21 protein-coding genes and 1 pseudogene are annotated in these 25,351 nt (G+C 51.5%); 15 read left to right on the top strand and 7 right to left on the bottom strand.

What is annotated here, in order from left to right; genetic code table 11:
• Positions 1-290: 290 nt before the first annotated feature.
• From flgB to PsAD13_RS21135, 7 genes are all read left to right on the top strand, one after another.
• The gene (gene flgB, locus PsAD13_RS21165; RefSeq protein WP_082827033.1) at positions 291-698 is read left to right on the top strand and encodes a flagellar basal body rod protein FlgB; all 408 of its coding nucleotides are present in this window, start codon (positions 291-293) and stop codon (positions 696-698) included.
• A 54-nt stretch (positions 699-752) separates the two neighbouring features.
• Complete coding sequence (gene flgC, locus PsAD13_RS21160; protein WP_108818255.1) at positions 753-1,163, top strand: flagellar basal body rod protein FlgC; 411 nt, start codon at positions 753-755, stop codon at positions 1,161-1,163.
• 35 nt (positions 1,164-1,198) lie between these two features.
• Positions 1,199-1,507, top strand: a complete 309-nt coding sequence (locus PsAD13_RS21155; RefSeq protein ID WP_208986846.1) for a flagellar hook-basal body complex protein FliE — start codon at positions 1,199-1,201, stop codon at positions 1,505-1,507.
• Between the two features lie 57 nt (positions 1,508-1,564).
• The gene (gene fliQ, locus PsAD13_RS21150) at positions 1,565-1,831 is read left to right on the top strand and encodes a flagellar biosynthesis protein FliQ (protein WP_057462613.1); all 267 of its coding nucleotides are present in this window, start codon (positions 1,565-1,567) and stop codon (positions 1,829-1,831) included.
• A 43-nt stretch (positions 1,832-1,874) separates the two neighbouring features.
• Positions 1,875-2,648, top strand: a complete 774-nt coding sequence (fliR, locus tag PsAD13_RS21145) for a flagellar biosynthetic protein FliR (protein WP_063319379.1) — start codon at positions 1,875-1,877, stop codon at positions 2,646-2,648.
• 11 nt (positions 2,649-2,659) lie between these two features.
• Positions 2,660-3,736, top strand: coding sequence for a flagellar biosynthesis protein FlhB (gene flhB, locus PsAD13_RS21140; protein WP_057462611.1), 1,077 nt, complete (start codon positions 2,660-2,662; stop codon positions 3,734-3,736).
• Between the two features lie 95 nt (positions 3,737-3,831).
• On the top strand, positions 3,832-6,396 hold the full coding sequence (locus tag PsAD13_RS21135; protein WP_063303470.1) for an ATP-binding protein: 2,565 nt from the start codon (positions 3,832-3,834) through the stop codon (positions 6,394-6,396).
• 171 nt (positions 6,397-6,567) lie between these two features.
• Here PsAD13_RS21135 and PsAD13_RS21130 read toward each other — a convergent pair whose 3' ends face one another.
• The 3 genes from PsAD13_RS21130 to PsAD13_RS21120 form a co-directional block, all read right to left on the bottom strand.
• The gene (locus PsAD13_RS21130; RefSeq protein ID WP_063292832.1) at positions 6,568-7,035 is read right to left on the bottom strand and encodes a hypothetical protein; all 468 of its coding nucleotides are present in this window, start codon (positions 7,033-7,035) and stop codon (positions 6,568-6,570) included.
• A gap of 393 nt (positions 7,036-7,428) precedes the next feature.
• A complete protein-coding gene (locus PsAD13_RS21125) occupies positions 7,429-8,343 on the bottom strand; it encodes a pseudouridine-5'-phosphate glycosidase (protein ID WP_063319378.1) in 915 nt (304 codons plus the stop codon).
• 32 nt (positions 8,344-8,375) lie between these two features.
• A complete protein-coding gene (locus PsAD13_RS21120) occupies positions 8,376-9,299 on the bottom strand; it encodes a PfkB family carbohydrate kinase (RefSeq protein ID WP_063319377.1) in 924 nt (307 codons plus the stop codon).
• A 301-nt stretch (positions 9,300-9,600) separates the two neighbouring features.
• Here PsAD13_RS21120 and recA point away from each other — a divergent pair, with 301 nt between their 5' ends.
• The 3 genes from recA (at position 9,601) to PsAD13_RS21105 (ending at position 14,881) form a co-directional block, all read left to right on the top strand.
• A complete protein-coding gene (gene recA, locus PsAD13_RS21115; RefSeq protein WP_057462600.1) occupies positions 9,601-10,665 on the top strand; it encodes a recombinase RecA in 1,065 nt (354 codons plus the stop codon).
• Positions 10,666-10,855: 190 nt separating this feature from the next.
• Positions 10,856-13,516 (top strand): alanine--tRNA ligase, encoded by a 2,661-nt coding sequence (gene alaS / locus PsAD13_RS21110; protein WP_063319376.1) that lies wholly within the window; start codon positions 10,856-10,858, stop codon positions 13,514-13,516.
• A 189-nt stretch (positions 13,517-13,705) separates the two neighbouring features.
• Positions 13,706-14,881, top strand: coding sequence for a cyclic nucleotide-gated ion channel (locus tag PsAD13_RS21105; RefSeq protein WP_063319375.1), 1,176 nt, complete (start codon positions 13,706-13,708; stop codon positions 14,879-14,881).
• Here PsAD13_RS21105 and PsAD13_RS21100 read toward each other — a convergent pair.
• The 3 genes from PsAD13_RS21100 to PsAD13_RS21090 all read right to left on the bottom strand — a co-directional run bounded on the left by PsAD13_RS21100 (position 14,871) and on the right by PsAD13_RS21090 (position 18,574).
• A complete protein-coding gene (locus tag PsAD13_RS21100; protein ID WP_063319374.1) occupies positions 14,871-15,851 on the bottom strand; it encodes a glycerophosphodiester phosphodiesterase family protein in 981 nt (326 codons plus the stop codon). The genes PsAD13_RS21105 and PsAD13_RS21100 overlap by 11 nt on opposite strands.
• Positions 15,852-16,051: 200 nt before the next feature.
• Positions 16,052-17,173: a hypothetical protein gene (locus PsAD13_RS21095; RefSeq protein ID WP_063319373.1), complete on the bottom strand. Its 1,122-nt coding sequence runs from the start codon at positions 17,171-17,173 to the stop codon at positions 16,052-16,054.
• A gap of 183 nt (positions 17,174-17,356) precedes the next feature.
• Positions 17,357-18,574 (bottom strand): NADP-dependent isocitrate dehydrogenase, encoded by a 1,218-nt coding sequence (locus tag PsAD13_RS21090; protein ID WP_063303477.1) that lies wholly within the window; start codon positions 18,572-18,574, stop codon positions 17,357-17,359.
• 459 nt (positions 18,575-19,033) lie between these two features.
• Here PsAD13_RS21090 and fabF point away from each other — a divergent pair, with 459 nt between their 5' ends.
• Positions 19,034-20,296 carry a beta-ketoacyl-ACP synthase II gene (fabF, locus tag PsAD13_RS21085; RefSeq protein ID WP_057462594.1) on the top strand — a complete coding sequence of 421 codons (1,263 nt, stop codon included), beginning with the start codon at positions 19,034-19,036 and terminating at the stop codon, positions 20,294-20,296.
• Between the two features lie 225 nt (positions 20,297-20,521).
• Positions 20,522-21,112, top strand: coding sequence for a DUF2585 domain-containing protein (locus PsAD13_RS21080; protein ID WP_063319372.1), 591 nt, complete (start codon positions 20,522-20,524; stop codon positions 21,110-21,112).
• 88 nt (positions 21,113-21,200) lie between these two features.
• Here PsAD13_RS21080 and PsAD13_RS21075 read toward each other — a convergent pair whose 3' ends face one another.
• Entirely contained in the window at positions 21,201-21,785 is a 585-nt protein-coding gene (locus PsAD13_RS21075) for an HdeD family acid-resistance protein (protein ID WP_063319371.1), read from the bottom strand.
• A 294-nt stretch (positions 21,786-22,079) separates the two neighbouring features.
• Here PsAD13_RS21075 and PsAD13_RS21070 point away from each other — a divergent pair, with 294 nt between their 5' ends.
• From PsAD13_RS21070 to PsAD13_RS21060, 3 genes and pseudogenes are all read left to right on the top strand, one after another.
• Complete coding sequence (locus PsAD13_RS21070) at positions 22,080-22,850, top strand: RNA methyltransferase (protein WP_063292767.1); 771 nt, start codon at positions 22,080-22,082, stop codon at positions 22,848-22,850.
• Positions 22,850-23,623: a glutamate racemase gene (murI, locus tag PsAD13_RS21065; protein ID WP_063319370.1), complete on the top strand. Its 774-nt coding sequence runs from the start codon at positions 22,850-22,852 to the stop codon at positions 23,621-23,623. The genes PsAD13_RS21070 and murI overlap by 1 nt, the downstream gene beginning before the upstream one ends.
• Positions 23,624-23,774: 151 nt before the next feature.
• Positions 23,775-25,220 (top strand): annotated as a pseudogene (locus tag PsAD13_RS21060) (sodium:alanine symporter family protein).
• Positions 25,221-25,351 lie beyond the last annotated feature (131 nt).

Here is a 25,351-nt window from a genome sequence, read left to right as displayed (position 1 = left end):
TACCCGAGTTTTTACGCGAAAATCACGAAATTGCACTTTTGGACGGGTGAATTTTGCTGGCTCGGCAAAATATTCCACTTCTCAGGCCACAATTCTTAATAGGTGCTAAAGCCCATGATTCTTTTCAGTGCTCTGATGCGCTCAGAATTTCGGTAGTGCTCTGCTTTTTAAGGATTCTTCGGTGTGTAAATATTAATAGAACCTTAATGTTAACATTTTGTTAACCATTGCCTAGGCACTTTCTACCTAGTTTAATTTACCAAATCTGTTCTCATAGGTTGTGCTGTCAGATGGCCTTAACTGATCTTCCGATGTTTCAGGCGTTGCGCCAAAAGATGCAATGGCACCAACAACGTCAGGGTGTACTGGCTGAAAATGTTGCCAATGCAGATACGCCTGGTTACCGCAGCAAGGACCTGAAGGATCTGAGCTTTGGTGACATGGTCCAGGCCGAGGCTGGATCTGGTGCGTTGCGTCCTGTAGCGACAAATGCCGGGCACATTACAAGTGGCGGGATCAGCGCTGGTGTCGGGACGAAAGTAAGCAAGGCTTCCAGCTTTGAAAGAACTCCAGACGGCAACAGTGTGGTTCTTGAAGAGCAGATGATGAAGATCGCGGAGAACCAGATCGACTATCAGACAGCAACAAGCCTTTATACGCGCAGCCTTGGCATGTTCAAGACCGCGCTGAGACGATGAGTGAGAGCAGTTGCCTTGGTGTGATGAGCGCTGGGGTTAATGTGGGAGGAACCCATGGATTTTATTAAGTCGATGTTTATCGCGGCGTCCGGGCTGAAGGCTCAGACAGGTCGCATGCGGGTGATCGCGGAGAACATTGCCAACGCTGATTCCACCGGCCAGACACCGGGCGAGGATCCATATCGCCGCAAGGTTCCCACATTCACAAACAGTTTTGACAGCAAGGTGGAAGCTGAGCTGGTGAAGCTTGGCAAGGTGCGTGAAGACCAGAGCGAGTTCAAGCTTCGGTATGAACCGGACCACCCGGCTGCGAATGACAAAGGCTACGTGAAGATGCCGAATGTGAGTACGCTGGTTGAGATGGCGGATATGCAGGAAGCGACCCGCTCTTATGAAGCGAACCTGAATGTGGTGAAGTCTTCACGTTCCATGATGCAGAAAACGCTCGATATTCTTAGAGGTTGATGACCGGTTGGCTGACACCGGAAGGAGATACAATCATGTCTAATGCTTCTATTGCTGCAAGTGCTTATGCAAACACAGCAAAACTGAGCAATCTACTCGAAGCTGCCAGTGAGGCTGGTGACAAAAGCGGTGCTTTTGGCAATATGGTGCAGTCTGCGATCAGCGAGATAAATGAGGGCGGTCAGGTTGCTGACGTGCAGTCCCTTAACCTGTTGCAGGGCAAAGCCAATGTGGTGGATGTGGTGACAGCGGTTGCTGAGACTGAACTTGCTTTGGAGACCGTCGTTTCGGTTCGTGACCGCGTTATTTCTGCGTATGAAGAAATTATGCGGATGCCAATCTAACAGCTTGGCTATATGTGTCAGTGCCAAGATGATGAGCGAGAGGGTGGTTAAAGCAGGATGAGCGGAGCAGAAGTGCTGGATATTGCCAGCGAGGGCATATGGACGCTTATTCTGGTGTCGTCTCCTGTGATGCTTATCGGGCTTCTGGTTGGTGTGATTGTGGCGCTGTTTCAGGCGCTGACACAAATTCAGGAGCAGACGCTGGTGTTTGTTCCTAAGATCCTGAGTATCTTTATTGCGTTGCTCGTGACACTTCCTTTCATGGGGGAGTTGATGAATTCTTTTACAAACCGCATTGCCGGGTTGATTATCTCCGGATATTGAGCGAGATACAGCGCAGGGCGGCGCGCATTCTGGGGGCAAATTTGTGACGGTCAATCTGGATTTCCTACCGGTGATCGTTATGGGTTTCCTGCTGATGTTTGCGCGCATCGGCACAATGTTTATGCTCGTGCCTGCCTTTGGCGAATCCTTCATTCCAGTCCGTGTCCGCCTGACCATTGCACTTTTGATGACCTACGTGCTGGCGCCCATCAATGCTGATCTTTATCCGCCAGATGCCATGAGCAGTCTGCCGCGCCTGCTGGGTTTGCTGGGCGGGGAGCTTTTGGTGGGGTTCTTCATCGGTCTGTCGATGAAGCTGATTTCCTACGCCCTTTCTACTGCTGGTACGATCATGGCCAACCAGTCCGGCCTTGCCTTTGCGATGGGCGGCGATGCGACGAACTCTGGTCAGCAGGGCGCGTTGATGGGCAACTTCCTGAACGTGCTTGGCATCTGCATGGTGTTTGTGACCAACCTGCATTATGTGATGATTGAGGCCATGCAGGATAGCTTCACGCTGTTTCCCCCCGGTAATCCGTTGCCGGTTGGGGACCTCTCAGCGCAGGCAATCGCGACGGTGTCGCACATGTTCTCTGTCGCACTTCGCATGGGTGCGCCGTTCATTGTTGTCGGGATCGTGTTTTACTTCAGTCTGGGTCTGCTGAATAAGCTGATGCCACAGATGCAAATCTTCTTCATCGCCATGCCGGTCAATATTCTGATCGGGTTTGGTATCTTCCTGCTGCTGCTTTCAACGCTGATGGGTTTTTACCTGACGGAGTTCCGAAATGCGCTTCAGCCGTTCCTGCTGAATTAACGAGGGATGTGATGGCTGAAGATACCGACGATTCGGAGAAAACCGAGGACCCCACCCAAAAACGGCTCGATGATGCATTCGAGAAAGGGGACATACCGAAATCGCAGGAAGTGAGTGCCTGGTTCTCGTTGTTGGGGACCGCTTTGGTGATTTCTTTCCTCGCGCCTGCGATGGTTGGGGGCATTTCTACCATTTTAAAGGGCTTTTTTGCCCATGCAGACACGATTGCTGTTGATCCGGGTGCTCTTGTTTTCCTTTTAGAAATAACTGGGCCTGAAATACTTGGTGTGGTGGCACTGCCGTTGCTCACACTTCTGGTGCTCGCCGTTGTTGGCAATGTGGTTCAACACAAACCACTTTGGACAGCTGAACGGTTGAAGCCGAAGTTGAACAAGATCTCGCCGCTTTCAGGAATGAAGAGGTTGTTCTCTAAAGACAGTCTTGCGAACTTTCTGAAAGGGCTCGTGAAGATCATCGCGGTTGCTGTGGTAGTCTTTCTGGTGCTGTGGCCGGAAAGAGACCGTCTGGATACAGTGGTGTTCAGAGAAACGGGCCTTGTGCTGGAGGAGGTCCGCGAACTTGCTATTATGGTGATTGGAGCAATTCTTGCGCTTATGACTGTTGTTGCCGGAGCCGATTTGGTGTGGCAACGGAAAAAATGGTTCGAAAAGCAAAAGATGACCCAGCAGGAAGTGAAAGAGGAATACAAGCAATCTGAGGGTGATCCCAAGATTAAAGCCAAAATTCGAGAGTTGCGCCTTCAGCGTTCACGCAACAGAATGATGGCAAGTGTGCCGGATGCGACGGTTGTTATTACAAACCCGACCCACTACGCGGTTGCCCTGAGTTATGAAGAGGGCATGGGAGCACCGCAATGTGTTGCGCTTGGGGTGGATGAACTGGCGCTCCGCATACGAGAGGTTGCGAAGGAATCCGATGTGCCGATCGTGGAGAACCCACCGCTGGCACGTGCGTTGTATGCAACGATAGAATTGAATGATTATGTGCCTGAGGAGCACTACGCCGCGGTTGCTAAGGTGATTGGTTATGTCATGCAGCTGCGTAAAAAGAAAAGCTGGCGGTCTTAACGGCACATGCGTGTCGGAGTGTCGGCTTTGGAGCGGACTATTCTCATGGCGCGATGGAGTCAAATCGTCTGCGGGGCAGCCGTAGAGAGGGTAAGATGACGAAGACCGAAGCGCGGCGACCTGAGCCGGTGATAGACAGGACAGACAAGGGAGGCAGCCTTGGGGCCTTGATGCTGCTTGCATTAGGCCTTGTTGCAGCGACAGCCGCCTTCGCGTTGATGCGCAAGGAACAGGCGGAGCCCTATATTTTGGGGCTCCTGGGTGTTCTGGCCGTTGTCGGGGTGTTCTCTCTCTTCGCTATGGCCATTGGCCTTTTACGGTTCATCTCCAAAACCCATCGCAATCCACTTGCTGAATCCTTCATGAATTCGCTGGATGATGGTGTTCTGCTGGCTGATCATAATGGCCGCATCATCTACGCCAACCAGTCCTATGCTGAGTTGACGGGTGCGCGTGGACCTGCGGATGTGCGCACGGTGGAGCGGGTGTTTTCGTCAGACCCGGACGCTGCTGATGCCATATTCCGGCTGTCGCAAGCGGTGCGGAGCGGACGATATGCAACAGAAGAAGTGCGTCTGCCGAATGCGGTTGGTGAGGTTGCCAGCGGGGCTCGTTGGTATCGCATCAGCGTTCGGCCGCTGGATCAGGATGCAGCGGTTGGTGTTGAAAGCGGCATTACCATCTGGCAGGTCTCTGATATCACCCGTGACCGTACCGAACAGGAAAACTCCTTCCAGGAGCTGCAGAGAGTTATCAACTTCCTTGACCATGCGCCCTGCGGGTTCTTCTCCTCTGACAGCACTGGCAAGCTGGTCTACCTGAATGCGACACTTGCTGACTGGCTTGGCTATGATCTGACCCAATTCATCTCCGGCGAACTGTCTTTGAAAGACATCGTGCGCGGAGAAGGGGCAGCTCTTGTTGAGGCGCTGCTGGGCTCTGAGGGTGAAGTTAAGACCGAGAGCTTTGATATTGATCTGGTGACCCGCAACGGCACCGGGCTGCCTGTGCGCCTTGTACACCGTGTGCCGTTTGGAGCTGATGGGCTTGCTGGCGACAGCCGTACACTTGTGATCAATCGCTCTGCGGGCAATGATGATGAAGAGGCGCTGCGGGCTGCAGAGGTGCGCTTCTCACGCTTCTTCAACAATACGCCTGTTGCGATTGCCTCTATCGACAAGAATGGTCTTGTGGAACGCACCAATGGCCCGTTCATGCGCTTGTTCGAGCAAGGTGAAGGCCTTGGCAAGGATGTGAAGCTCACCGAGTTTGTCGTTGAAACTGATCGCGTTGCTTTGCAAAGTGCGCTGGAAGAAGCGGCGCTGGGCAAGAGTGAGATTGCACCGCTTGACGTCTCACTCAAAGGCAATGGCGACCCGCGCTCCGCGACCTTCTACGTTTCTGCAGTGCAGGACAGTCAGGCCGGTGAAGATGCTGCGGTGATCTATGTGCTGGAAACCACGCAGCAGCGTGCTCTTGAAGCGCAGTTTGCGCAGAGCCAGAAGATGCAGGCGATCGGTCAGCTGGCGGGTGGTGTTGCTCATGATTTCAATAACGTTCTGACCGCGATTATCGGGTTCTCTGATCTGTTGCTGGCAAGTCATCGCCCAACAGATCCGGCATTCCAGGACATTATGAACATCAAGCAGAATGCAAACAGGGCCGCTGGCCTTGTGCGTCAGTTGCTTGCGTTCTCCCGCCGTCAGACCTTGCGCCCGCAAGAGCTGGCACTTGCGGATGTGCTGGCTGATGTTTCCATTTTGCTGGACCGTCTGCTTGGTGAGAAGATTGAGCTGAAGTTGGTACATGGCCGGGAGCTGTGGCCTGTGATGGCGGATGTGAACCAGCTTGAGCAGGTGATTGTCAATCTTGCCGTGAACGCCCGTGATGCGATGGAAGGTGGAGGCGAAGTCTCCATCCGCACGCTTAATGTGGAAGAGGCTGTTTCCAAAACCTACGAGAACACGCGCGGTATGCCACCGGGTGAGTATGTTCTGATCGAGGTGGCTGATAATGGCCATGGCATGTCTCAGGACGTGATGGACAAAATCTTTGAGCCGTTCTTCTCGACCAAAGATGTTGGTAAAGGAACGGGGCTTGGGCTTTCCACTGTTTATGGCATTGTGAAGCAGACCGGTGGTTATGTGTTCTGCACCAGTGAAGTTGGTGTGGGTACCACGTTCCGCATCTTCCTGCCGCGTCACATCTCCACTGAGAAGGAAGAGGTGGTTGAGGTTAAGCCGGAACAGGAAGTAACAGAGGCTGACCTGACTGGTTCTGCAACCATTCTTCTTGTTGAGGACGAAGAGGCTGTACGGGCCTTCGCCGCACGTGCATTAGGTGGCCGCGGCTATGAGGTTTATGAAGCAGGTTCCGGCACTGAAGCATTGGAAGTGATGGAAGAAACAGGCGGGGCGATTGACCTTGTGGTTTCTGACGTGGTGATGCCGGAAATGGATGGGCCAAGCCTGCTTATTGAGCTGCGCAAGACGCGTCCAGACCTGAAGATCATCTTTATCTCTGGCTATGCTGAGGATGCGTTTGAGAAGAACTTGCCAGCTGAGGAGAGTTTCACCTTCCTGCCGAAGCCGTTCACACTCAAGCAGCTTGCAACAACCGTGAAGGAAACTCTGGAAGCCAAGACGCAAGAACGCGCCTAAAGCAGTTCGCATTTAAGTTGAAACACCTGAACTGCTTTAGCCTTTGTTTTTGCGTATCTTTATCCGAAAACCGGTTTCCACTTTTCGGAGATACGCTGTAGTTTCTTACTCTTTAATGCAAAAGGCCGGAGAGCTGTGAAGCTTTCCGGCCTTTTTTTGAATTCTTGATGCTTAGCAGCCTGCAGATGATTCCGCATTGGACTTCAAACGTTGAAGGCTCTGCATGGAACCCGGATTTCCTGGAAGTTGGAAAGACTGTTCTTGCGGGGTGTAGATGTTGTTGACCAGTGCAAGGTCCTGAACAACATTTGTACGGCACTGTGCGCCAGAGAAACGCACACGAATGCGGTAGGCGCGCTCACCGGAGTCAGAGGCGCCGAACTCGTTATCTAAAACAGCGTTTTCGCCGCGCACATAGCTTTCCATAACCACCATGTTTGGTTCGTTCTGCTGCACGATGGTGCCGCGTGCGCTTGCGCTATCGACCAGTGTTTTGCGAACAGTTTCAGGAGACGCGTTGATCTGAATGGTTTGAGAATCTGCGTCTGCGCGAATAGTTGGCTGACCACTGCGATTGGATGGACCGCTTTGGCAGGCCGCGAGAGCTGCAGTTAATCCGATAAAAATGAGTTTCTTCATAGCGTAAATCCTGCGGGTGACAAAAACAGAAGCAGCTGCCGCCAACCGCGCAATTCTGTTTGGCGTGATTTCAATGGAGCCACCCATTAAATGGGATCGGCCTTTCTCGCATATGCCCGCCTGATGGCGTTTTGATGAGCACTATATGACCACAAGATGCAGATGCGCCAATAGAAACACAGAGATGTAAAATTCTATAGCTTTAGAACACCTAAAATAATCGGGACCGAAAAACAACGGAATCTTTCGATCAAAGAGATGTGAAAGTCTCTGCATGATTTGAGTTGACTAAACGTGTCGGGGTGCTTTTGAAAAATGGTGCTGATCGTACATAAAAAATCCGGGCTGGAAGGACCAACCCGGATTTGCATCATTGCTTAATTTGAAAGCTGCTTACGCAGTCAAACCACAAGCGATTTTCGTAGCAAGCTTTGCGTTGTTTTTCACCAGCGCAATGTTGGTTGCAAGGCTGCGGCCCTTGGTGCGCTCGAAAATGTCTTGCAGCACGAATGGAGTGACTTCCTTGCCGGTGATGTTCTGCTCTTCTGCTGCCTGAATGGAGGCATCAATGAACACCTGCATTTCGTCAGATGGGATTTCATCTTCAACAGGTACCGGGTTGGTGACGAGCATGCCGCCGTGGTCGCCAAATGTTTCGCGGAACTTGATGAGCTTGGAGATGTCTGAAGCATCGTCCAGGCTGTAAGGCGCTTTGATCTTTGAATCGCGGGACCAGAAAGCAGGCACGTTTTCACAGTTGAAACCAATGACCGGAACGCCGCGTGTTTCCAGAACTTCCAGTGTCTTTGGAATGTCGAGCAGGGCTTTTGCACCTGCGGAAACAACACAAACTGGAGTGCGGGACAGCTCATCCAGGTCTGCTGAGATATCGAAGCTGGTTTCTGCGCCTTTATGGACACCGCCGATGCCGCCGGTTGCGAACACGCGGATGCCAGCTGCGTGCGCCGCCATCATGGTTGCAGCTACGGTTGTGGAGCCGTTTTTACCCAGCGCCATAGCGAAGGAAAGGTCTGCGCGGGAGCACTTCATGACGTCTTTGGCGTTTGCCAATTCTTCCAGAGTGCTGTCTTCCAGACCCACATGCAGCTCGCCGTTCAACACAGCGATTGTCGCAGGGACTGCGCCACCGTCACGGATGATCTGTTCTACTTCGCGGGCAGTTTCAACGTTTTGCGGATACGGCATGCCATGGGTAATGATGGTGGACTCCAGCGCAACAATAGGGGCGCCATTGCTCAGAGCATCTGCAACTTCTTTTGAATGATGGATTTTAATTGAACTTCCCATGGTTTTCCCAGTCTTTCGTATGTTGTTGGTGCTTAGGCATGTTCTAATAAACGAGCTTTAAGCGATTGGGGTGAAAGCGTTTCTGGCGCAGCGCCGGTCGCTTCCACTGTAATTGATGCAGAGGCAAGACCGCTTTTTACTGCTGAAACCGGGGCTTCATTGAGGCAACTTGCATAAAGAAAGCCTGCAATGAAGGCATCACCGGCACCGGTGACATCTACGGGAACAACAGAAAATGGAGTGTGCGAGCTTGTGCTGCCTGCACAGTGAAGAGCCAGTGGCTTGTTGGAATTGCTGACCAGAACAATAGGAATGCCCGCAGTTGCCAGCTTTCGAGCTAGTTCTTCTGCTGAGAATTCTCCTGGTTCGCACTCCAAAAGAGCTGTGGCTTCATCTGTGTTGGTAAAAAGAATGTCGATGTTTGAGAGGAGGGGACGCAGTTTGGGTGCCTTCGCAATCGAGACAGTGTCTGCTGCGAGAAGGCGATGCTCCTTGGCATTGGCAAGTGAGAAAAGCGTTGCTTCTTCCAGATTGGTTTCGCAGAGCCAGATATCACAGTCCAGCAGAGCTTGCGGGATTGGATTTGCTTGTGAGAAACTTACCTTTGCTGTGATCTCACTGTCTGAAATTGCGGAGAACAATGTGCCATCCGGATTGTGAAGCGCCAGATAGGATCCTGTTCGACCGTCTGCGACAGTGGTGATACTGGAGGTATCAATCCCGCAGTCTGTCAGACTTTTTGCGAGGAATGCTCCGTCTGCATCGTCCCCCAGACATCCATGCATTGTTGGTTGCATGCCCAGCCGGGCCATTGCGCGTGCAATGTTTGCTCCAACACCTCCAGCACGGGACATAATTTTCCCGGGTGTTGAGGTGTCCGGCTTGAATGGTCGATCTGCATGGGCAATCCTGTCCAGATGGATTGCTCCGATTACTCCGACCTTTTTAGTGGACATAACCAATTCTCCTCCCGACATCGAAAGACAGTTGATATGCAATGTGGTTGGCCAAAGCAAGCTACGAGCAAATACAGACTGTGGGTGATGTATCAAAAGTGCATTTTGCTGTTTGATTCCAGATGCGTTCCTCCAAACAGGTGTCGGGAAAAGTTATCTACATGCTGAACAATAAGAGAACACATTGAAATTAGTCCATTTTTATTAGTTAGTTATCAGGTATTGCAAAGTTGGAACAAAATGAGTACAAATAACTGACTTTGAAACTACGCGTCCATCGTGGAATAAGGGATGAGAACGTATGGCACAAACTTCACTTCGCCTTGTTGAGGGCAATCAGATGGACAAGAATAAAGCACTGGATGCAGCGCTTTCCCAAATTGAACGAGCCTTTGGTAAAGGCTCCATTATGCGCATGGGCCAGGGGCAAGCCGTAGAAATCCAGAGCGTCTCGACTGGTTCTCTCAGTCTTGATATCGGTCTTGGAATCGGCGGACTGCCAAAAGGGCGTATCGTTGAGATCTATGGACCTGAAAGCTCCGGTAAAACCACGCTGGCTTTGCACACAGTTGCCTGTGCGCAGCAAGGAGGCGGGATTTGCGCCTTTATTGATGCTGAACATGCGCTGGACCCGATTTATGCACGCAAGCTCGGTGTGAATATTGATGACCTGCTCATCTCTCAGCCGGATGCTGGTGAACAGGCGCTTGAGATCGCTGATACGCTGGTTCGCTCTGGTGCGATTGATGTGCTGGTGATCGATTCCGTTGCTGCGCTGACTCCAAAAGCTGAACTTGAAGGTGAGATGGGCGATTCGCTCCCTGGCCTGCAGGCTCGTTTGATGAGCCAGGCGCTGCGCAAGCTGACCGCTTCCATTTCCAAATCCAACACCATGGTGATCTTCATCAACCAGATCCGCATGAAGATCGGTGTGATGTTTGGTTCGCCTGAGACGACAACTGGTGGTAACGCGCTCAAGTTCTATGCTTCTGTGCGTTTGGATATCCGCCGTATCGGTGCGATTAAAGATCGTGACGAAATTGTTGGTAACCAGACCCGCGTGAAAGTGGTGAAGAATAAGCTGGCGCCTCCATTCAAGCAGGTTGAGTTTGACATCATCTACGGTGAAGGCATCTCCAAAATGGGAGAATTGCTGGATCTTGGTGTGAAAGGCGGCATTGTTGAGAAGTCAGGTGCGTGGTTCTCCTACAACAGCCAGCGGCTGGGGCAGGGGCGAGAGAACTCGAAAACCTTCCTGAAAGAGAATCCTGAACTGGCGGACGAGATTGAACTTGCTATCCGACAGAATGCAGGTTTGATCGCTGAAGCGATTGATGATCCGGAAAAAGCTGCGGAAAACCAATAGAGTTTAGAGGGGCTGGATTTATCCAGCCTCTTTTTTTGTAGGGTTTTATGGACAGATTTGCTGCATATGGCTAAAACGCGGCAGATACTAATTTTTTGTTGCATCGTTTTTGATGCGCATACCCTGCAATTTGGCGGCTGTGATTGTTGAAGTAGCTGCCCACTAGAAAACGAGACGGACATCAATACCTATGAGTGGCGTCAACGAAATTCGGTCGGCTTTTCTCGACTACTTTGCAAAGAACGGACACGAAGTTGTTCCTTCCAGTCCACTGGTGCCACGCAATGATCCGACATTGATGTTTACAAATGCGGGTATGGTGCCATTCAAGAACGTATTCACCGGTTTGGAAAAACGGGATTACGTGCGTGCAACATCTTCGCAAAAGTGTGTCCGCGCTGGCGGTAAGCACAACGATCTGGACAATGTTGGCTACACTGCGCGCCATCACACCTTCTTTGAAATGCTGGGCAACTTTTCCTTTGGAGATTACTTCAAGGAAAACGCTATTGAGCTGGCGTGGAATCTGATCACCAAAGAATACGGGCTGCCGGCTGACAAGCTGTTGATCACCGTTTATTCCGAGGATGAAGAAGCATTCAGGATCTGGAAGAAGTTGACTGGCTTTGCTGATGAGAAAATCATCCGCATCCCAACCTCAGATAACTTCTGGGCCATGGGTGATACAGGTCCTTGTGGCCCATGCTCCGAGATCTTCTATGATCATGGCGAGCACATCTGGGGTGGCCCTCCAGGATCTCCTGAGGAAGATGGTGATCGCTTTATCGAGATTTGGAATCTCGTATTCATGCAGTACGAGCAGCTGCCAGAAAAGCGTATCGATCTGCCTCGTCCATCCATCGATACGGGCATGGGACTTGAGCGTTTTGCTGCGATTATGCAGGGCGTACATAACAACTACGAGATCGATCTCTTTAAGGCTCTGATTGCGAGCTCTGAGCATCTCACTGGTGTTGAAGCTGTTGGCAAAGCGCAGGCGAGCCACCGGGTGATTGCGGATCACTTGCGGTCCATGGCCTTCCTGATTGCTGATGGTGTTCTGCCGTCCAATGAAGGCCGTGGTTACGTTTTGCGCCGCATCATGCGCCGCGCGATGCGCCATGCAAACCTTTTGGGTGCACAAGAGCCGGTCATCTTCAAGATGCTGCCTACTCTGGTTCGTGAAATGGGTCAGGCGTTCCCTGAGCTTCCGCGTGCTGAAAAGCTTATTGAAGAGACTGTTCAGCTGGAAGAAAAGCGTTTCATCAAAACTCTTGAGCGCGGTCTTGGCCTGCTGGAAGATGCAACCAGTTCTCTGGGCTCCGGTGATCAGCTTGATGGTGAAACAGCGTTTAAGCTATATGACACCTTCGGCTTCCCGCTCGATCTGACGCAGGATGCATTGCGCAGTCGTGAGATTGCGGTTGATACCGATGGATTCAACACTGCCATGGAGCGTCAGCGTGCTGAAGCGCGTGCGGCGTGGTCAGGTTCCGGCGATGCTGCAACCGATGCGATTTGGTTCTCTATTAAGGAGAAAGCAGGTGCGACTGAGTTCCTCGGTTATGAGACTGAGAAGGCAGAAGGCATTGTTTTGAACCTTGTGAAGGATGGCGAAGAAGTTACTTCTTTGAAGCAGGGTGAAGAGGGGTCTTTGATCCTTAACCAGACGCCGTTTTATGGCGAATCCGGTGGTCAGGTTGGCGACTGTGGTACCATGGTTGCAGATGGTGTTTCCCTTGCTGTCACCAACACGCAGAAGAAAGCTGACGGCCTGTTCGTCCATTTTGTTCGTGTTGAGAGCGGTGAAGTTAAGGTGGACGATGCGCTTGAGTTGGTTGTTGACCATTCTCGCCGTAGTGCCATTCGTTCCAACCACTCCGCAACGCACCTGGTTCACGAAGCATTGCGTGAAGTGCTTGGTACTCACGTTGCTCAGAAGGGCTCTCTGGTTACGCCAGAACGTCTGCGTTTTGACTTTTCGCATCCAAAGCCTGTCAGCGCTGAAGAAACGGTACGGGTTGAGGCTCTGGCCAACGAGATCGTGCTGCAAAACGGTGCTGTTGAGACTTCTTTGATGGAAGTTGATGAGGCGATCGAAGCTGGCGCGATGGCTCTGTTCGGTGAGAAGTATGGCGATGAAGTCCGTGTGGTTTCCATGGGTACGGCGACTACTGGCGAGAAAGCCAGAAAGTCTTACTCTGTGGAACTTTGCGGTGGTACGCATGTGAAGCGCACTGGTGACATTGGTCTTGTGACTGTTGTTTCTGAAGGTGCTGTTGCTGCTGGTGTTCGCCGTATTGAAGCGCTTACTGGTGATGAAGCACGTAAGTATCTGGCGGAGCAGGATGCGCTGATGCGTGAGACTGCTGGTTTGCTTAAGGTTGCTGCAGCTGACGTTCCTGCTCGTATTGCAAGCTTGCTGGATGAGCGCAAGAAGCTTGAGCGTGAACTGACGGACGCGAAGAAGAAACTTGCGATGGGCGGTGGCAGCTCTGATGGGGATGCCGGTGTTACTGAAGCGGGTAAGTTCAAGCTTATGGCTCGTGTTCTTGAAGGCATCAATCCGAAGGATCTCAAGTCTGTTGCCGATGAAGGCAAGACTGCGATTGGTTCCGGTGTTGTTGTGCTGATCAGCAAAGCGGAAGACGGAAAAGCTGCGATCGTTGTTGGCTCGACCAAGGATGTGAGTGAGACGGTCAGTGCGGTTGAGCTTGTTCGCATTGGTTCTGCTGCTCTTGGTGGTCGTGGGGGCGGTTGCCGTCCGGACATGGCGCAGGCTGGTGGCCCGGATGCAAGCAAGGCTGATGAGGCGATTGCTGCGATTAAGGCTCACCTTGAAACGCTTTAATACCGAACCAAAGATCTAAGAGCTGCAAAGGGGGGATTTAATCTCCCCTTTATTTTTTGCCAGTTACTTTCGCTGGGTGCCTCTTTTTGCGATTTGCGTGGGCCTGTAAAATGGTGAAGGGAGGTTTATTGCTGTTGGGATTGCTTTATCTGTTTCTTCAAGTGCCCGGGAATTTTATTGGGGGCGTTGGTGGCACACTCCATCAAGTTGAAAGTTTATAATCTGCTGGAGCGCAGCAGTGCTGGTAACCGGCTTGCCAAGCAGATCGATGCTATTCTCATCATCTTTATTGTTGTGAATGTGGGACTTGCTGTCCTTGAGACAGAGCCAAGCATCGGAGAAGTGTATGTCTGGCAGATCTTTCTGCTGGATTTCATTGCTGGCTCAATCTTTGCCGTTGAATATTTATTGCGGCTTTGGGTTTCAGACCTGCATCCTCCTTTGAGGAAATATGGTCCGCTCAAAGCGCGTGCTGTTTATGCGATGCAGCCGCTCTCGCTGGTTGATTTTGTAGCTGTTTTGCCCTTCTGGCTTTCGCTGTTCTTCGCTAGTATCAGTTGGAAATCGCTTGTTATTTTGCGTCTGTTACGGTTCCTGAAGATTGCGCGATACTCGCCTGCTGTTCGCTCTCTTATTTCTGCAGTGGTTGCTGAGCAGAGGGCGATTGTTGGCAGTCTGGTGCTGATTTTTGGCGTTGCTCTCGTGTCTGCGACGCTGCTTTACAGTGTTGAACATACCGCGCAGCCGGAGCATTTTGGTACTATTCCGAGTGCGTTGTGGTGGGCGTTTTCAACTCTCACTACGGTTGGTTATGGTGATGTTGTGCCTGTCACAGCGATGGGTAAAACCATCGCCAGTCTGGTGATGTTGATGGGGTACTGCCTGTTTGCGCTGCCAGTTGGAATTGTTGGCACTGCGTTTGCGCGTGAGATCCATAGCAGAGACTTTGTGATCACCTGGGGTATGGTGGCCACCATACCGCTGTTTGAGCGCCTGTCTGCGATTGAGATCGCTGCAGTGACGGAGCTTTTACATTCGCACAGTGTGCCTGCCGGACAGACCATTTGTGAGAAGGGCGAGGATGGTGACAGCCTTTACCTGATTGCATCTGGTGAAGTGGAAGAAGTGTTTGCTGACCACAGTATTTTACATGGTGAGGGTGAGCATTTTGGCGAGGCATCGTTGTTTGCTCACCGCAAGCGAACGGCCAGTGCTGTTGCGCGAACACCCGTTCAGCTCATGGTCCTCAAAATGGAAGACCTGCGCCGCTTCATGGACCGTAAACCGGCTATAGCAAAGAAGATCATTGATGAAGCCATTGATGAACGGAAGGGCCATCACACGGATGTGGAGTTTACTTCGTAGACTGGCCTTGGATGTACGGTGCAAGAACTTCGATCTTGTCGGTCCAGATGTATCCATCGAAGTTATCAGGCACCGCAGCAAGTTGTTCCGGTGTGTCTATGCCGCCACCGACACCCTGTAATGTGAATGGGCCGGATGCGATGACCTCGCTGCCATATTCTTTGAGCCTTTGTTGGAACTTATGTGGCCAGCCCCATACAGCCCATGTGTAATTTGAGGGAACGCCGATGACCGTGCCTCTACACTCTTGCGGGACGTAACCACTCCAGCCGAGAGCAATGTATGCTTTTAAGCAGGCTTTGGTTTGACGTTTGTCGAAGCCTACGATTTCCTCCGCGCTGTCTGCAATACTCCAGGTGGGTGCGGATGCCCCATAGACGCCCCAGACTTGCGCTTTCCACTCAGGGTGCTTGTCAAGCTTCTCCTGCAGGAGTTCTGCCGAGTGTAGTTCTTTCTCCTTGAAGTTGATCAGGAATTTCTTGCCGGGAAGAGCACGGAAAACCTCTTCAAGTTCTGGCATTGCGCCTATGCCGGTTCCTCTTAGAGGGTAGGTTTCTCCGCCATCTGCGGTGTAGCCATAGGCGATGTCCAGTGCTTTGAGTTTTGCAAGTGAATGAGATCTGGTGATGCCCAGTCCATTGGTGCGGCAATCCAGTGTCCAGTCATGAAAGACGGCAAGTTTGTTATCTGCGGTTGGATGTACATCCAGCTCGACAATATCTGCGCCAGCTTCGAATGCAGCCCGCATGGAGGCAATTGTGTTTTCCAGAAAGGAATGGGTAGGCGTGTTAATGCGCTCTGCTGTGCAAGTCTGGTTGGTCAACTCGTTGCGATGATAGGTCTGGTGGACCCCACGATGAGCAATGAATCTGGGTTTGCCGGATGGAGTTTGGCCTGAAAGCCATGAAGCGTTGTAGAGATAGACCCCAGCAAATGCGAGGAGGAGCAGCAGAACAATCTTTTTAAACATAAGAGGCGCCGGATTGGAAACAGTGACCGTCCGCCTAGGTTGAAAGCGTAATGTGTTCTCACTTAGGCGTTGTTTTGGCGTACTCAAGATTTCAGCATCGAGGGGCCGGTGAAGTCATGGGGAGCTTTGCGGCAATCAGGCAGATGCATGTCGAGATCTGGCAGGGAGCGTCAGAGCGGCTGTTCCGCTCCCTGTGAGCCTTATTGTCCTGAAGCGCAGCTTAGGGTCACTTGCTTATCCGCGGGGGAGTAGAAGTAGTTGCAGTGTTCGAAAAACAGCTGGCCGCTGTTAAAAAGCATCGGACTAACTTCCTTATGCCCTAAGGACCATCTGGCTGAGTGGCCGAGAGCTTGATTGCTCCCATAGCTTAGTGTCACCAGCGGTTCTTTGCTTTGCTTATATACGTAAAGCTGCATCTCATAGTCTGACGTTTCAATCTGTCCGCTGTTAGGGCTGGTAGTGCAACACGGAGGCGTGGTCTTAGCTACTGAGACTATTCCATATGAAATACCAGTATCGGGGAGAACGCGGGTTGGTTGGGGACCGGTTGGCGGATAAACGACCTCGCCGTTGGATTTGCTTGTGATTGCAAAGGGGAGGATAGGTGCGACCAAAGCTGTTGGATTTGTTGGTGAGGCCGATAATGGAAGCGTAAGCGTTTTGCCCAGATTGGGGAGCGGGTTTTGAGTAGATGCCAGATAGACATCTATGCTGCTGTTGTTTGAGTGCGTGTTTGTGAGGGCATAATTCTGGTTCTCGAAAGGGACGCCGTTGTCGTCTACCAGATTTAGGAATGGGTTTGTGGGATTGGCTTGATCTGCATCCACCTGGGAAATGCCATGGGGACTGTCAAAACCAACCCCCATCATGAAAACCTTAGGATTGTGGTTACAAGTGGGGGCAGGTGTCTTTGAGCAAGTGGGCTTGTTTTTACTGTTTGGGCAATGCTGTACGGCGGCAAAGACCGGAAAGTTTTTGAGGTGTTTTGTAGGAGCCTTGCCGGGCGTTCCAAACGAGAGATCGCGATTGATTATGTATCCAGCATAGGTATTCCCTGAGCTGGAGTAGGACAGGGTGGAGCAGGTGGAGCTGGCCTGTTCTTCAGCTGTGGGAATAAAAAAGCCAGCGGAGCCAACGATGCCGGTTGATCCTGTATCCATCACAAAGATCGAGCTCTTTTTTTCACCAGACGGGGTTGTAGTTTGTATTTCCAGCTGGAAATACGGGCCAATTTTCTTGGCGGTTATGGCGTCATTATCTTGAGCTTGAGCAAAGTTTGCCAATCCCGCGCCGAGCAGTAGCAGTAAGAGTTGTGGTTTCATCGTCAGGATCCTTTTTGATTACGGTAGGGCCGTATTCGTGAAGGATGCATTGTTCGGTACTCCCTTGATTTAAAGGGAGTACTGGAAATTCAATCGGGTTGCTGACAGGCTTGCACAATTGCTTCGCCCACAAAAAAGGGTGCCCGGAGGCACCCTTTTCGTAAATCAGCGCTTTGGCAGTACTTATGCAGCAGCCATAGCTTTCTGAAGGTTTTCGTCGACTTTGTCGAGGAAGCCAGTGGTGGTGAGCCACTTCTGTTCTGGACCTACGAGAAGAGCCAGATCTTTGGTCATGTGACCGCTTTCAACTGTATCGATACATACCTGCTCAAGAGTTTCAGCAAACTTCTTCAGCTCAGCGTTGTCGTCGAGTTTCGCGCGGTGCGCAAGGCCACGGGTCCATGCAAAGATAGATGCGATGGAGTTTGTGGAAGTGTCTTCACCTTTTTCATGCTGACGGAAGTGACGGGTCACTGTGCCGTGTGCAGCTTCTGCTTCAACGGTTTTGCCGTCTGGTGACATGAGAACGGAAGTCATCAGGCCAAGGGAACCGAAGCCCTGTGCAACGGTGTCGGACTGAACGTCGCCATCGTAGTTCTTACAAGCCCAAACGTAACCACCGGACCACTTCATGGATGCAGCAACCATGTCATCGATGAGACGGTGCTCGTACCAGATTTTTTCTGCTTCGTACTTCTCTTTGAACTCAGCGTCATAGATTTCCTGGAAGATATCTTTGAAGCGACCATCGTATACTTTGAGGATGGTGTTCTTGGTGGACAGGTAGCAAGGTACCTTACGGCCAAGAGCATAGTTCATGGAAGCACGGGCGAAGTCACGGATGGAATCATCCAGGTTGTACATCGCCATTGCGATACCCGCTGAAGGAGCATCGAATACTTCGTGTTCAATCTCAGCGCCGTCGTCACCAACGAATTTGATGGACAGCTTGCCTTTGCCAGGGAATTTGAAGTCAGTCGCGCGGTACTGATCACCAAATGCGTGACGGCCAACGATGATTGGCTGAGTCCAACCTGGAACCAGACGTGGAACGTTGGACATGATGATTGGCTCGCGGAAGATAACGCCACCCAGGATGTTACGGATGGTGCCGTTTGGAGAGCGGTACATGCGCTTCAGGTCGAATTCTTCAACGCGTGCTTCATCTGGAGTGATGGTTGCGCACTTAACGCCAACGCCGTGTTCTTTGATTGCGTTTGCAGCATCAACGGTGATCTGATCGTCTGTTGCGTCGCGGGACTCAATGCCGAGGTCGTAGTACTTCAGATCGATGTCCAGGTAAGGATGGATCAGCTTGTCCTTGATGAACTGCCAAATGATGCGAGTCATCTCATCGCCGTCGAGCTCGACGACTGGATTTGCTACCTTGATCTTCGCCATATTAGTAGACCTCGTGTTTTTAGGTACATGAAAATGGAGCCTGAAGCGGCTCGAATTGCCATGTGTATACACATGTGCGCAATTTAATGCCAGTGGAAATGCTAGCTCGGTTGGCTTGTAATACCAAATTCGTATGCTGCACAGAAGTGGTGTTTGCTAACAAACTGCAATTTCAACTGTATTTGCTCTCATGCATGGTGTGAGATGCTGTCCATAATCTTGCTGTACCTTTCTTCTTTCCGAGTGGATTGTCGAACATTCTGCTTAGGGCGCAAAAACTGATTACTCCGCAATCCCAAGATGTTATCCACTATGAGTTGCAATTGTGCAGTTTGTTCTTAACTCTCAAAACATATCCAATTACTCTGGCGACCTGATGGCGTCATAATTGGGACGCGAGCATTTTGTAGAGCGCGCAGGAGTCGGTTGCTGCGTTCTTTGACTTAGGAGTAAGGGAAGATGCGGATTGTTGTAACCGGTATGGGGGTTGTTTCGCCCCTAGGTGTTGGGATCAACCCGTTTTGGAAGAGACTGGTAGCTTCTGAAAGTGGTATTCGCGCTCTTACCAGATTTGATGGAAGCGAGCATGCTTGTCAGGTGGCAGGACAGGTTCCAACCATCGACGAAGATGAATTTGGCTTTGATGCCAGTGTTGCTATTCCTTTTAAAGACCAGAAGAAGATGGATTTGTTTATCCATTATGCTCTGGTTGCAGCCAAAGAAGCCGTTGAGCAAGCTGGCTGGCGTCCTGAAACGGACGAAGAGAAGGAGAGCACCGCGACGATCATTGCATCCGGAGTTGGTGGCTTTCCAGCGATGACCGGAGCTACACGCACCGTTGAGACCAAAGGTCCGCGGCGTCTGTCACCGTTTATTGTACCGAGCTTTCTTGCAAACCTTGCAGCGGGTCAGGTTTCGATTGCCAATGGGTTTAAGGGCCCGTTGGGAACGCCTGTGACCGCATGTGCTGCCAGTGTGCAGGCCATTGGTGATGCGGTGCGCATGATCAAGAGCGGTGAGGCAAGTGTTGCCCTTGCTGGCGGTGCTGAGGCTTGCATTGATGCTGTCTCGTTTGCCGGCTTTTCTGCTGCCCGTGCGCTGTCGAGCGGGTTTAATGATGAGCCTAGCAAAGCCTCTCGTCCCTTTGATAAAAACCGTGATGGATTTGTCATGGGTGAGGGGGCTGCGATGTTGGTGATTGAGACGCTTGAGCATGCCCTCGCTCGCGGTGCGACACCGCTTGCGGAGATCCTGGGGTATGGCACGTCAGCTGATGCCCACCACGTAACGGCTTCTCCTCCGGATGGCGCAGGTGGGCAAGCTGCGATGCGTAAGGCCTTGAAGCAGGCAGGGATTAATCCTGACGACATTGATTACATCAATGCCCACAGTACATCCACACCAGTTGGGGACGCTGCAGAGATTGCAGGCATTCAGGCTGTGTTTGGAGATCGTGGGAAAGATCTGGCTGTTTCTTCAACCAAATCGGCGACGGGGCACCTTTTGGGGGCTGCCGGTGCTCTTGAGGCAATCGCTTCTATTATGGCACTGCGGGAAGGTGTGCTTCCTCCGACACTGAATCTGGAAGAGCCGGATGATGAGGCTTCCCAGTTCGATCTGGTGGCGAATGCGTCCAAAGAGAAAGACCTGAAATATGTCATGTCCAATGGCTTTGGTTTTGGCGGGGTGAATGCCTCTGTGATCTTTGGAAAGCCGAGCTGACAGCTGGCGACAACATAGTTCTGGAAAAGGCTCAGGGGTTCTCTGAGCCTTTTTTTTTGCCACATTGTTCTTTTAGCTGCACCTTACTGACTTAATTCAACTCACGTTTCTTGTAGTTTTCGTTGATTGATTTAGGCGTTGCTTATATACGCAGGCTTGTTTGAAGGTCCTGTTCATCCTTCGCGGATAAGATTTTAGTTCCTGCTCATTTTGAAAGTTTGATTGATGCTCAACCGTTTGAACAACAAGCACTATGCTTTGATCACCGTTTTGTTGCTGATCGCGACTGCCGCTATCCTTCTTGCTATGGGGCGGGAACCAATCTGCAAATGTGGGGTGATCAAACTTTGGGCGGGCAACGCCAACAGTGCTGATAGCAGCCAGCATATCTCTGATTGGTACACGCCGTCTCACATCATCCACGGCATGCTGTTTTATGCTTTGTTCTGGTGGATGGGCCGTCTCTTTACGGATGGAGCAGGCTGGCCAATGGGCTTCCGGCTGGTTCTGTCGGTTAATGTTGAGGCGACATGGGAGCTTGTCGAGAACTCCAGCTACATTATCAATCGTTACCGTGAAGCGACCATCGCCCTGGATTACTTTGGCGACAGTGTTCTGAATTCTGTTTTTGATATTATCTGGATGATGTTCGGGTTCTGGCTTGCTGCACGGTTGCCGGTCTGGCTGACTGTTGTGCTCATTCTTGCCATGGAACTGATTGTTGGAGCGATCATCAGGGATAACCTCACACTCAATGTGATCATGCTGGTTTATCCGTTGGATGCCATCAAAGAATGGCAGATGCAGGCCTATTGATTACAAAATTGTGCCGCGCTCATTTTAGATTGCGCGGCACGCTGTTTTTTGAATTCAATCTTCCGATCAAGTTCTCATTTGAAGCGCATTATGCTTTCTTATGCGCGGCCAGCGCGATGGCCACATAACTCCAGCCGTTGAACATGATGGAAATGCCAGCCACAAGGCCCAGAGCCCAACCGGTTGAAGCAGGGAAGTCGAGCAGGATCATCAAGCCAGCTGCGATTGCTATGATGCCAGAGGCCAGAATCCAGCCCCAACTGGTGTGAGGTCGTAAACGGAATGAGAACAGCGCCTGTGCAACACCTTGCGCTATGAAGACAGCGGAGAGCACGAGTGTCAGCGCTTCTGTGCCGGCGACAGGGTTATAATAGATTGCTACCCCACCAACCAGCGCGATGATGCCGACCAGTGATTGCCCGAGGAAGCCTCCCCATTCTTTTACCTGCATGGCGTGCCAAAGTTGAAGAACCCCGACGACTATCAGAACCAATCCAATAACCAGTGCTACTGCGATGGAGGACGCGTATGGTATGACCAACACAATCGTACCACCAATCACCATCAGTACTCCGAGCACCAGAAACTTCAACCAGTTGTCACGCACTAACTGCGTGAGGTCCGGGACATTTGGAGGCGGGGTGCCACCTGCGTTGGGTTCTTGTCCAGACATTGTCGTCGGGGTCTCCTTCGTAGAGGGTCATGCCATTCAGAGGCTGCATTGAAATGGCTAACACTCTAGGTAACAGCAAAACACAGCTTTACTCTTGATTGAATTCGCCGAATTTTACCCTCTTTACGTGATTGGTCAGAGTTCCTACGCCATATCATGTGACTGAGGTGCAGGTGGTGACTTGTCGCCGAGGGAAAACAGCAGGCTTATTCTGATAGGAATTTGCGTTTGCTGAGACGGCTGGGAGGCAAAACGGCTCTGGTAATTTCCGGTGTGATCGGCTAGAGGATCCGCATGTCTGAAAGCACTCCTGAAACAAACAATGCCATTCCTCCTGTTGTCGTTCTTTGTGAACCTCAACTTGGCGAAAACATCGGTATGGTTGCTCGTGCTATGGCCAATTTTGGTCTGCACGACCTGCGCCTGATCAACCCACGCGACGGTTGGCCGAGTGAGAAAGCACGCTCAGCTTCCAGCCGGGCACATCATGTTATTGATGCAGCACGGGTTTTCGACAGTGTTGAAGAAGCTGTTGCCGATCTGAAACTCGTTTTTGCAACGACCGCACGAAGCCGTGACATTCCAAAACCTGTTGTAGGACCTGATGAGGCCGCGACTGAGAGTGTTGCTCAGGGCGTACGCGGGATCCCGTCCGGTTATATGTTTGGCCGCGAACGCTGGGGCCTGAACAATGACGAGGTGGCGCTTGCAAATAAGATTGTGACCCTTCCGGTTGATCCAACCTACGCGTCCTTGAATATTGCCCAGGCTGTTCTGGTATGTGCCTATGAATGGCGCCGCGTGGCGACAGCAGGTGCACTGCCTTTCTCCTTGGACGATTATGATGGAGAGCTCGCAACACAAGAATCCATTCAACGGATGTTTGAGCATCTGGAAGCAGGGCTGGATTCTCGCGGGTTCTTCCGTCCTATTGAAAAGAAGCCAGTAACAATTCGTAGGCTGCGCAACATCTTTCAGAAAGCAGATCTCACCGAAAATGAAGTGCGTATCATGCGTGGTGTGATTTCCTGCTTTGAGAAATATGGCGTGAAGGACAAAGATTGATGCTGATCGGCTCCCCAGTCGTTCCATTTCAGCAAATGCATATGCAGGCGGATACGTCTGGTCGTGTGTTGGTGTTGGATAGTGGTGTCGGGGGGCTGTCGGTGCAGCGTGAGATCAAGCGAATGCTTCCTGATGCTGCATTGTTGTATCTGGCGGATCGTGCTGCTTTCCCTTATGGCGACTGGGATGCAGCGGCACTGCGTGAGCACATCAGCGCATTGGTGCAGACTGTCAGTGAGGCGTGGCAACCGAGCGCGGTTGTGGTGGCTTGCAATACGGCCTCGACGCTTGTGCTCAAGAGCTTACGAGAGATTCTGAGCGTTCCTGTGGTTGGTACGGTTCCTGCAATAAAACCTGCTGCAGAACAAACACAAAGTGGCGTTTTTGCAGTGCTTGCCACGCCAGGGACTGTGAAGCGTGACTACACGCAGGACTTGATCATAGAGTTTGCGCCTGAGCACCATATCGCTCTTGTCGGGGCAACCGGTCTTGCAGCGCTTGCAGAAGATAAGCTGGCAGGTCGCGTCGTGGATCTTGATCGTTTGCAGCAGGAAATTGCTCCTTGCTTTGTCGAGAAAGACGGTCAGCGTACCGACTGCATCGTGCTTGGATGCACGCACTATCCTTTTTTGCAAGAAGAAATGGAGCAGGTAGCTCCCTGGCCGGTGACGTGGATTGATCCTGCGCCTGCGATTGCCAAACGGCTGGTTCAGGTCCTGGAGCCGGAAACTGTAGCGACCGGGTTTGAGGATCTATTTTTCCTGACCAGCTGAGGTTCTCCCTCGTAAGGTATAGGTTGCTGGAGTGTTGCTCGCCTTGGCTCAAATCCTCTCTTATTTAATTGGTTGTTCTAGGCGGATCTTGAATTTGTTTTGATACCCAGTCGGCACCTGCGGATTTGCTGGAGTCGAAGCCTTGGATATCATCAATACTGTCGTCGATTACACCAATACCATCCTCTGGAATTACGTTCTGCTTTATGGCTTGCTTGCCGTTGGTGTGTTTTTCACGTTTCGATTAGGCTTTATCCAGTTTCGTTATTTTGGGCAGTGTTTCAGCGTTCTTCTCAAATCGAGGCATGAAGATCGCAACGGGATTAGCCCGTTTCAGGCTTTATGTACCAGTTTGGCGTCCCGTGTTGGCACCGGCAACATCGCAGGGGTTGCAGTTGCGCTGACGCTGGGCGGGCCGGGGGCGATCTAAGGGACGTGGATGGTTGCTTTGGTTGGCATGGCAACGGCCTATGCAGAAAGCGCGTTGGCCCAGCTTTATAAGGTTGAAGATGACGACGGCCAGTTTCGCGGTGGTCCGGCGGTTTACATGGCAGCTGGTCTTAAAAGCAAATTGCTTGGTCATATCTTTGCAATCGCTTTGATTTTTGCTTTTGGCATCGTGTTTTCCGCCGTGCAGTCCAACTCCATTGCAGATGCTATGAACAGTGCGTTTGATATGCCGGAAATCGTCACTGGTGTTGTGCTCGTTTTAGCCGCTGGGCTGGTCATCTTTGGTGGCCTGCGGAAGATCGCTCACTTTGCTGAGGTCGTCGTTCCGTTTATGGCGATTGCTTATGTGGTGATCGCGTTTGGTATTCTGGCTGCGAATTACGAAGAAGTGCCCGGTGTTCTGTGGAGTATCGTCGCGCATGCCTTCGGCCTTGAAGAAGCGGTTGGCGGGATATCTGGTGGTGTGATGGCAGCGCTGCTGAACGGTGTCCGCCGTGGTCTATACTCCAACGAAGCTGGCATGGGGTCTGCGCCAAACATTGCCGCGTCAGCTGTTCCTGATCCGCATCATCCTGCCTCACAGGGCTTTGTGCAGGCGCTGGGTGTTTTCATTGATACGATCGTGATCTGTACTGCGACCGCATTGATTATCCTGCTCTCCGGTATCTATGATCCGACAACTGGTGTGACGGGAATATCGCTGACACAATCTGCGGCAGAGGCGCATGTGGGTGACTTTGGTGTCTACTTCATCGCTGTTGCGATCTTGTTCTTTGCATTCACCTCGATTGTGGCGAACTATTCTTATGCGGAAAATGCCATGATTTATCTGGAGCATGGCTGGAAGCCGGGGCTCACAATCCTTCGTGTTCTTTCGCTGGCAATGGTGTTTTGGGGTACTTTGCAGACAGTCGATACTGTATTCAACGCAGCGGATGCCGCTATGGCTGTGATGGCCACAATCAACCTGATTGCGATTGTGCTTCTAGCGCCAAAAGTGTCCTTGATTACCAAGGATTACATTAAACAGCTTAAGGAAGGGAAGGAACCTATGTTTGATATTGCCGAACATCCTGAACTTGCAGATGGTGTTGATGCTACGATCTGGAGCAAAGAGCGCGGCGAAGAAGCGCAAAGGCGCTATTGATAGTGCTCTTATTTCTCAGCTGTTTGCTGTCATATTCCGTTGACTCTTGCGTGCAATTTCAATAGGAATGCGCTGTTCATGGCGGTTCCTATGGAGCCGGCTTGATTTTACGCACCCGTGTGGTTCGGCAT

Source organism: Pseudovibrio sp. Ad13 (assembly GCF_001623225.1).
Classification (GTDB): domain Bacteria; phylum Pseudomonadota; class Alphaproteobacteria; order Rhizobiales; family Stappiaceae; genus Pseudovibrio.
This window is presented reverse-complemented; position numbering and strand designations above follow the sequence as displayed.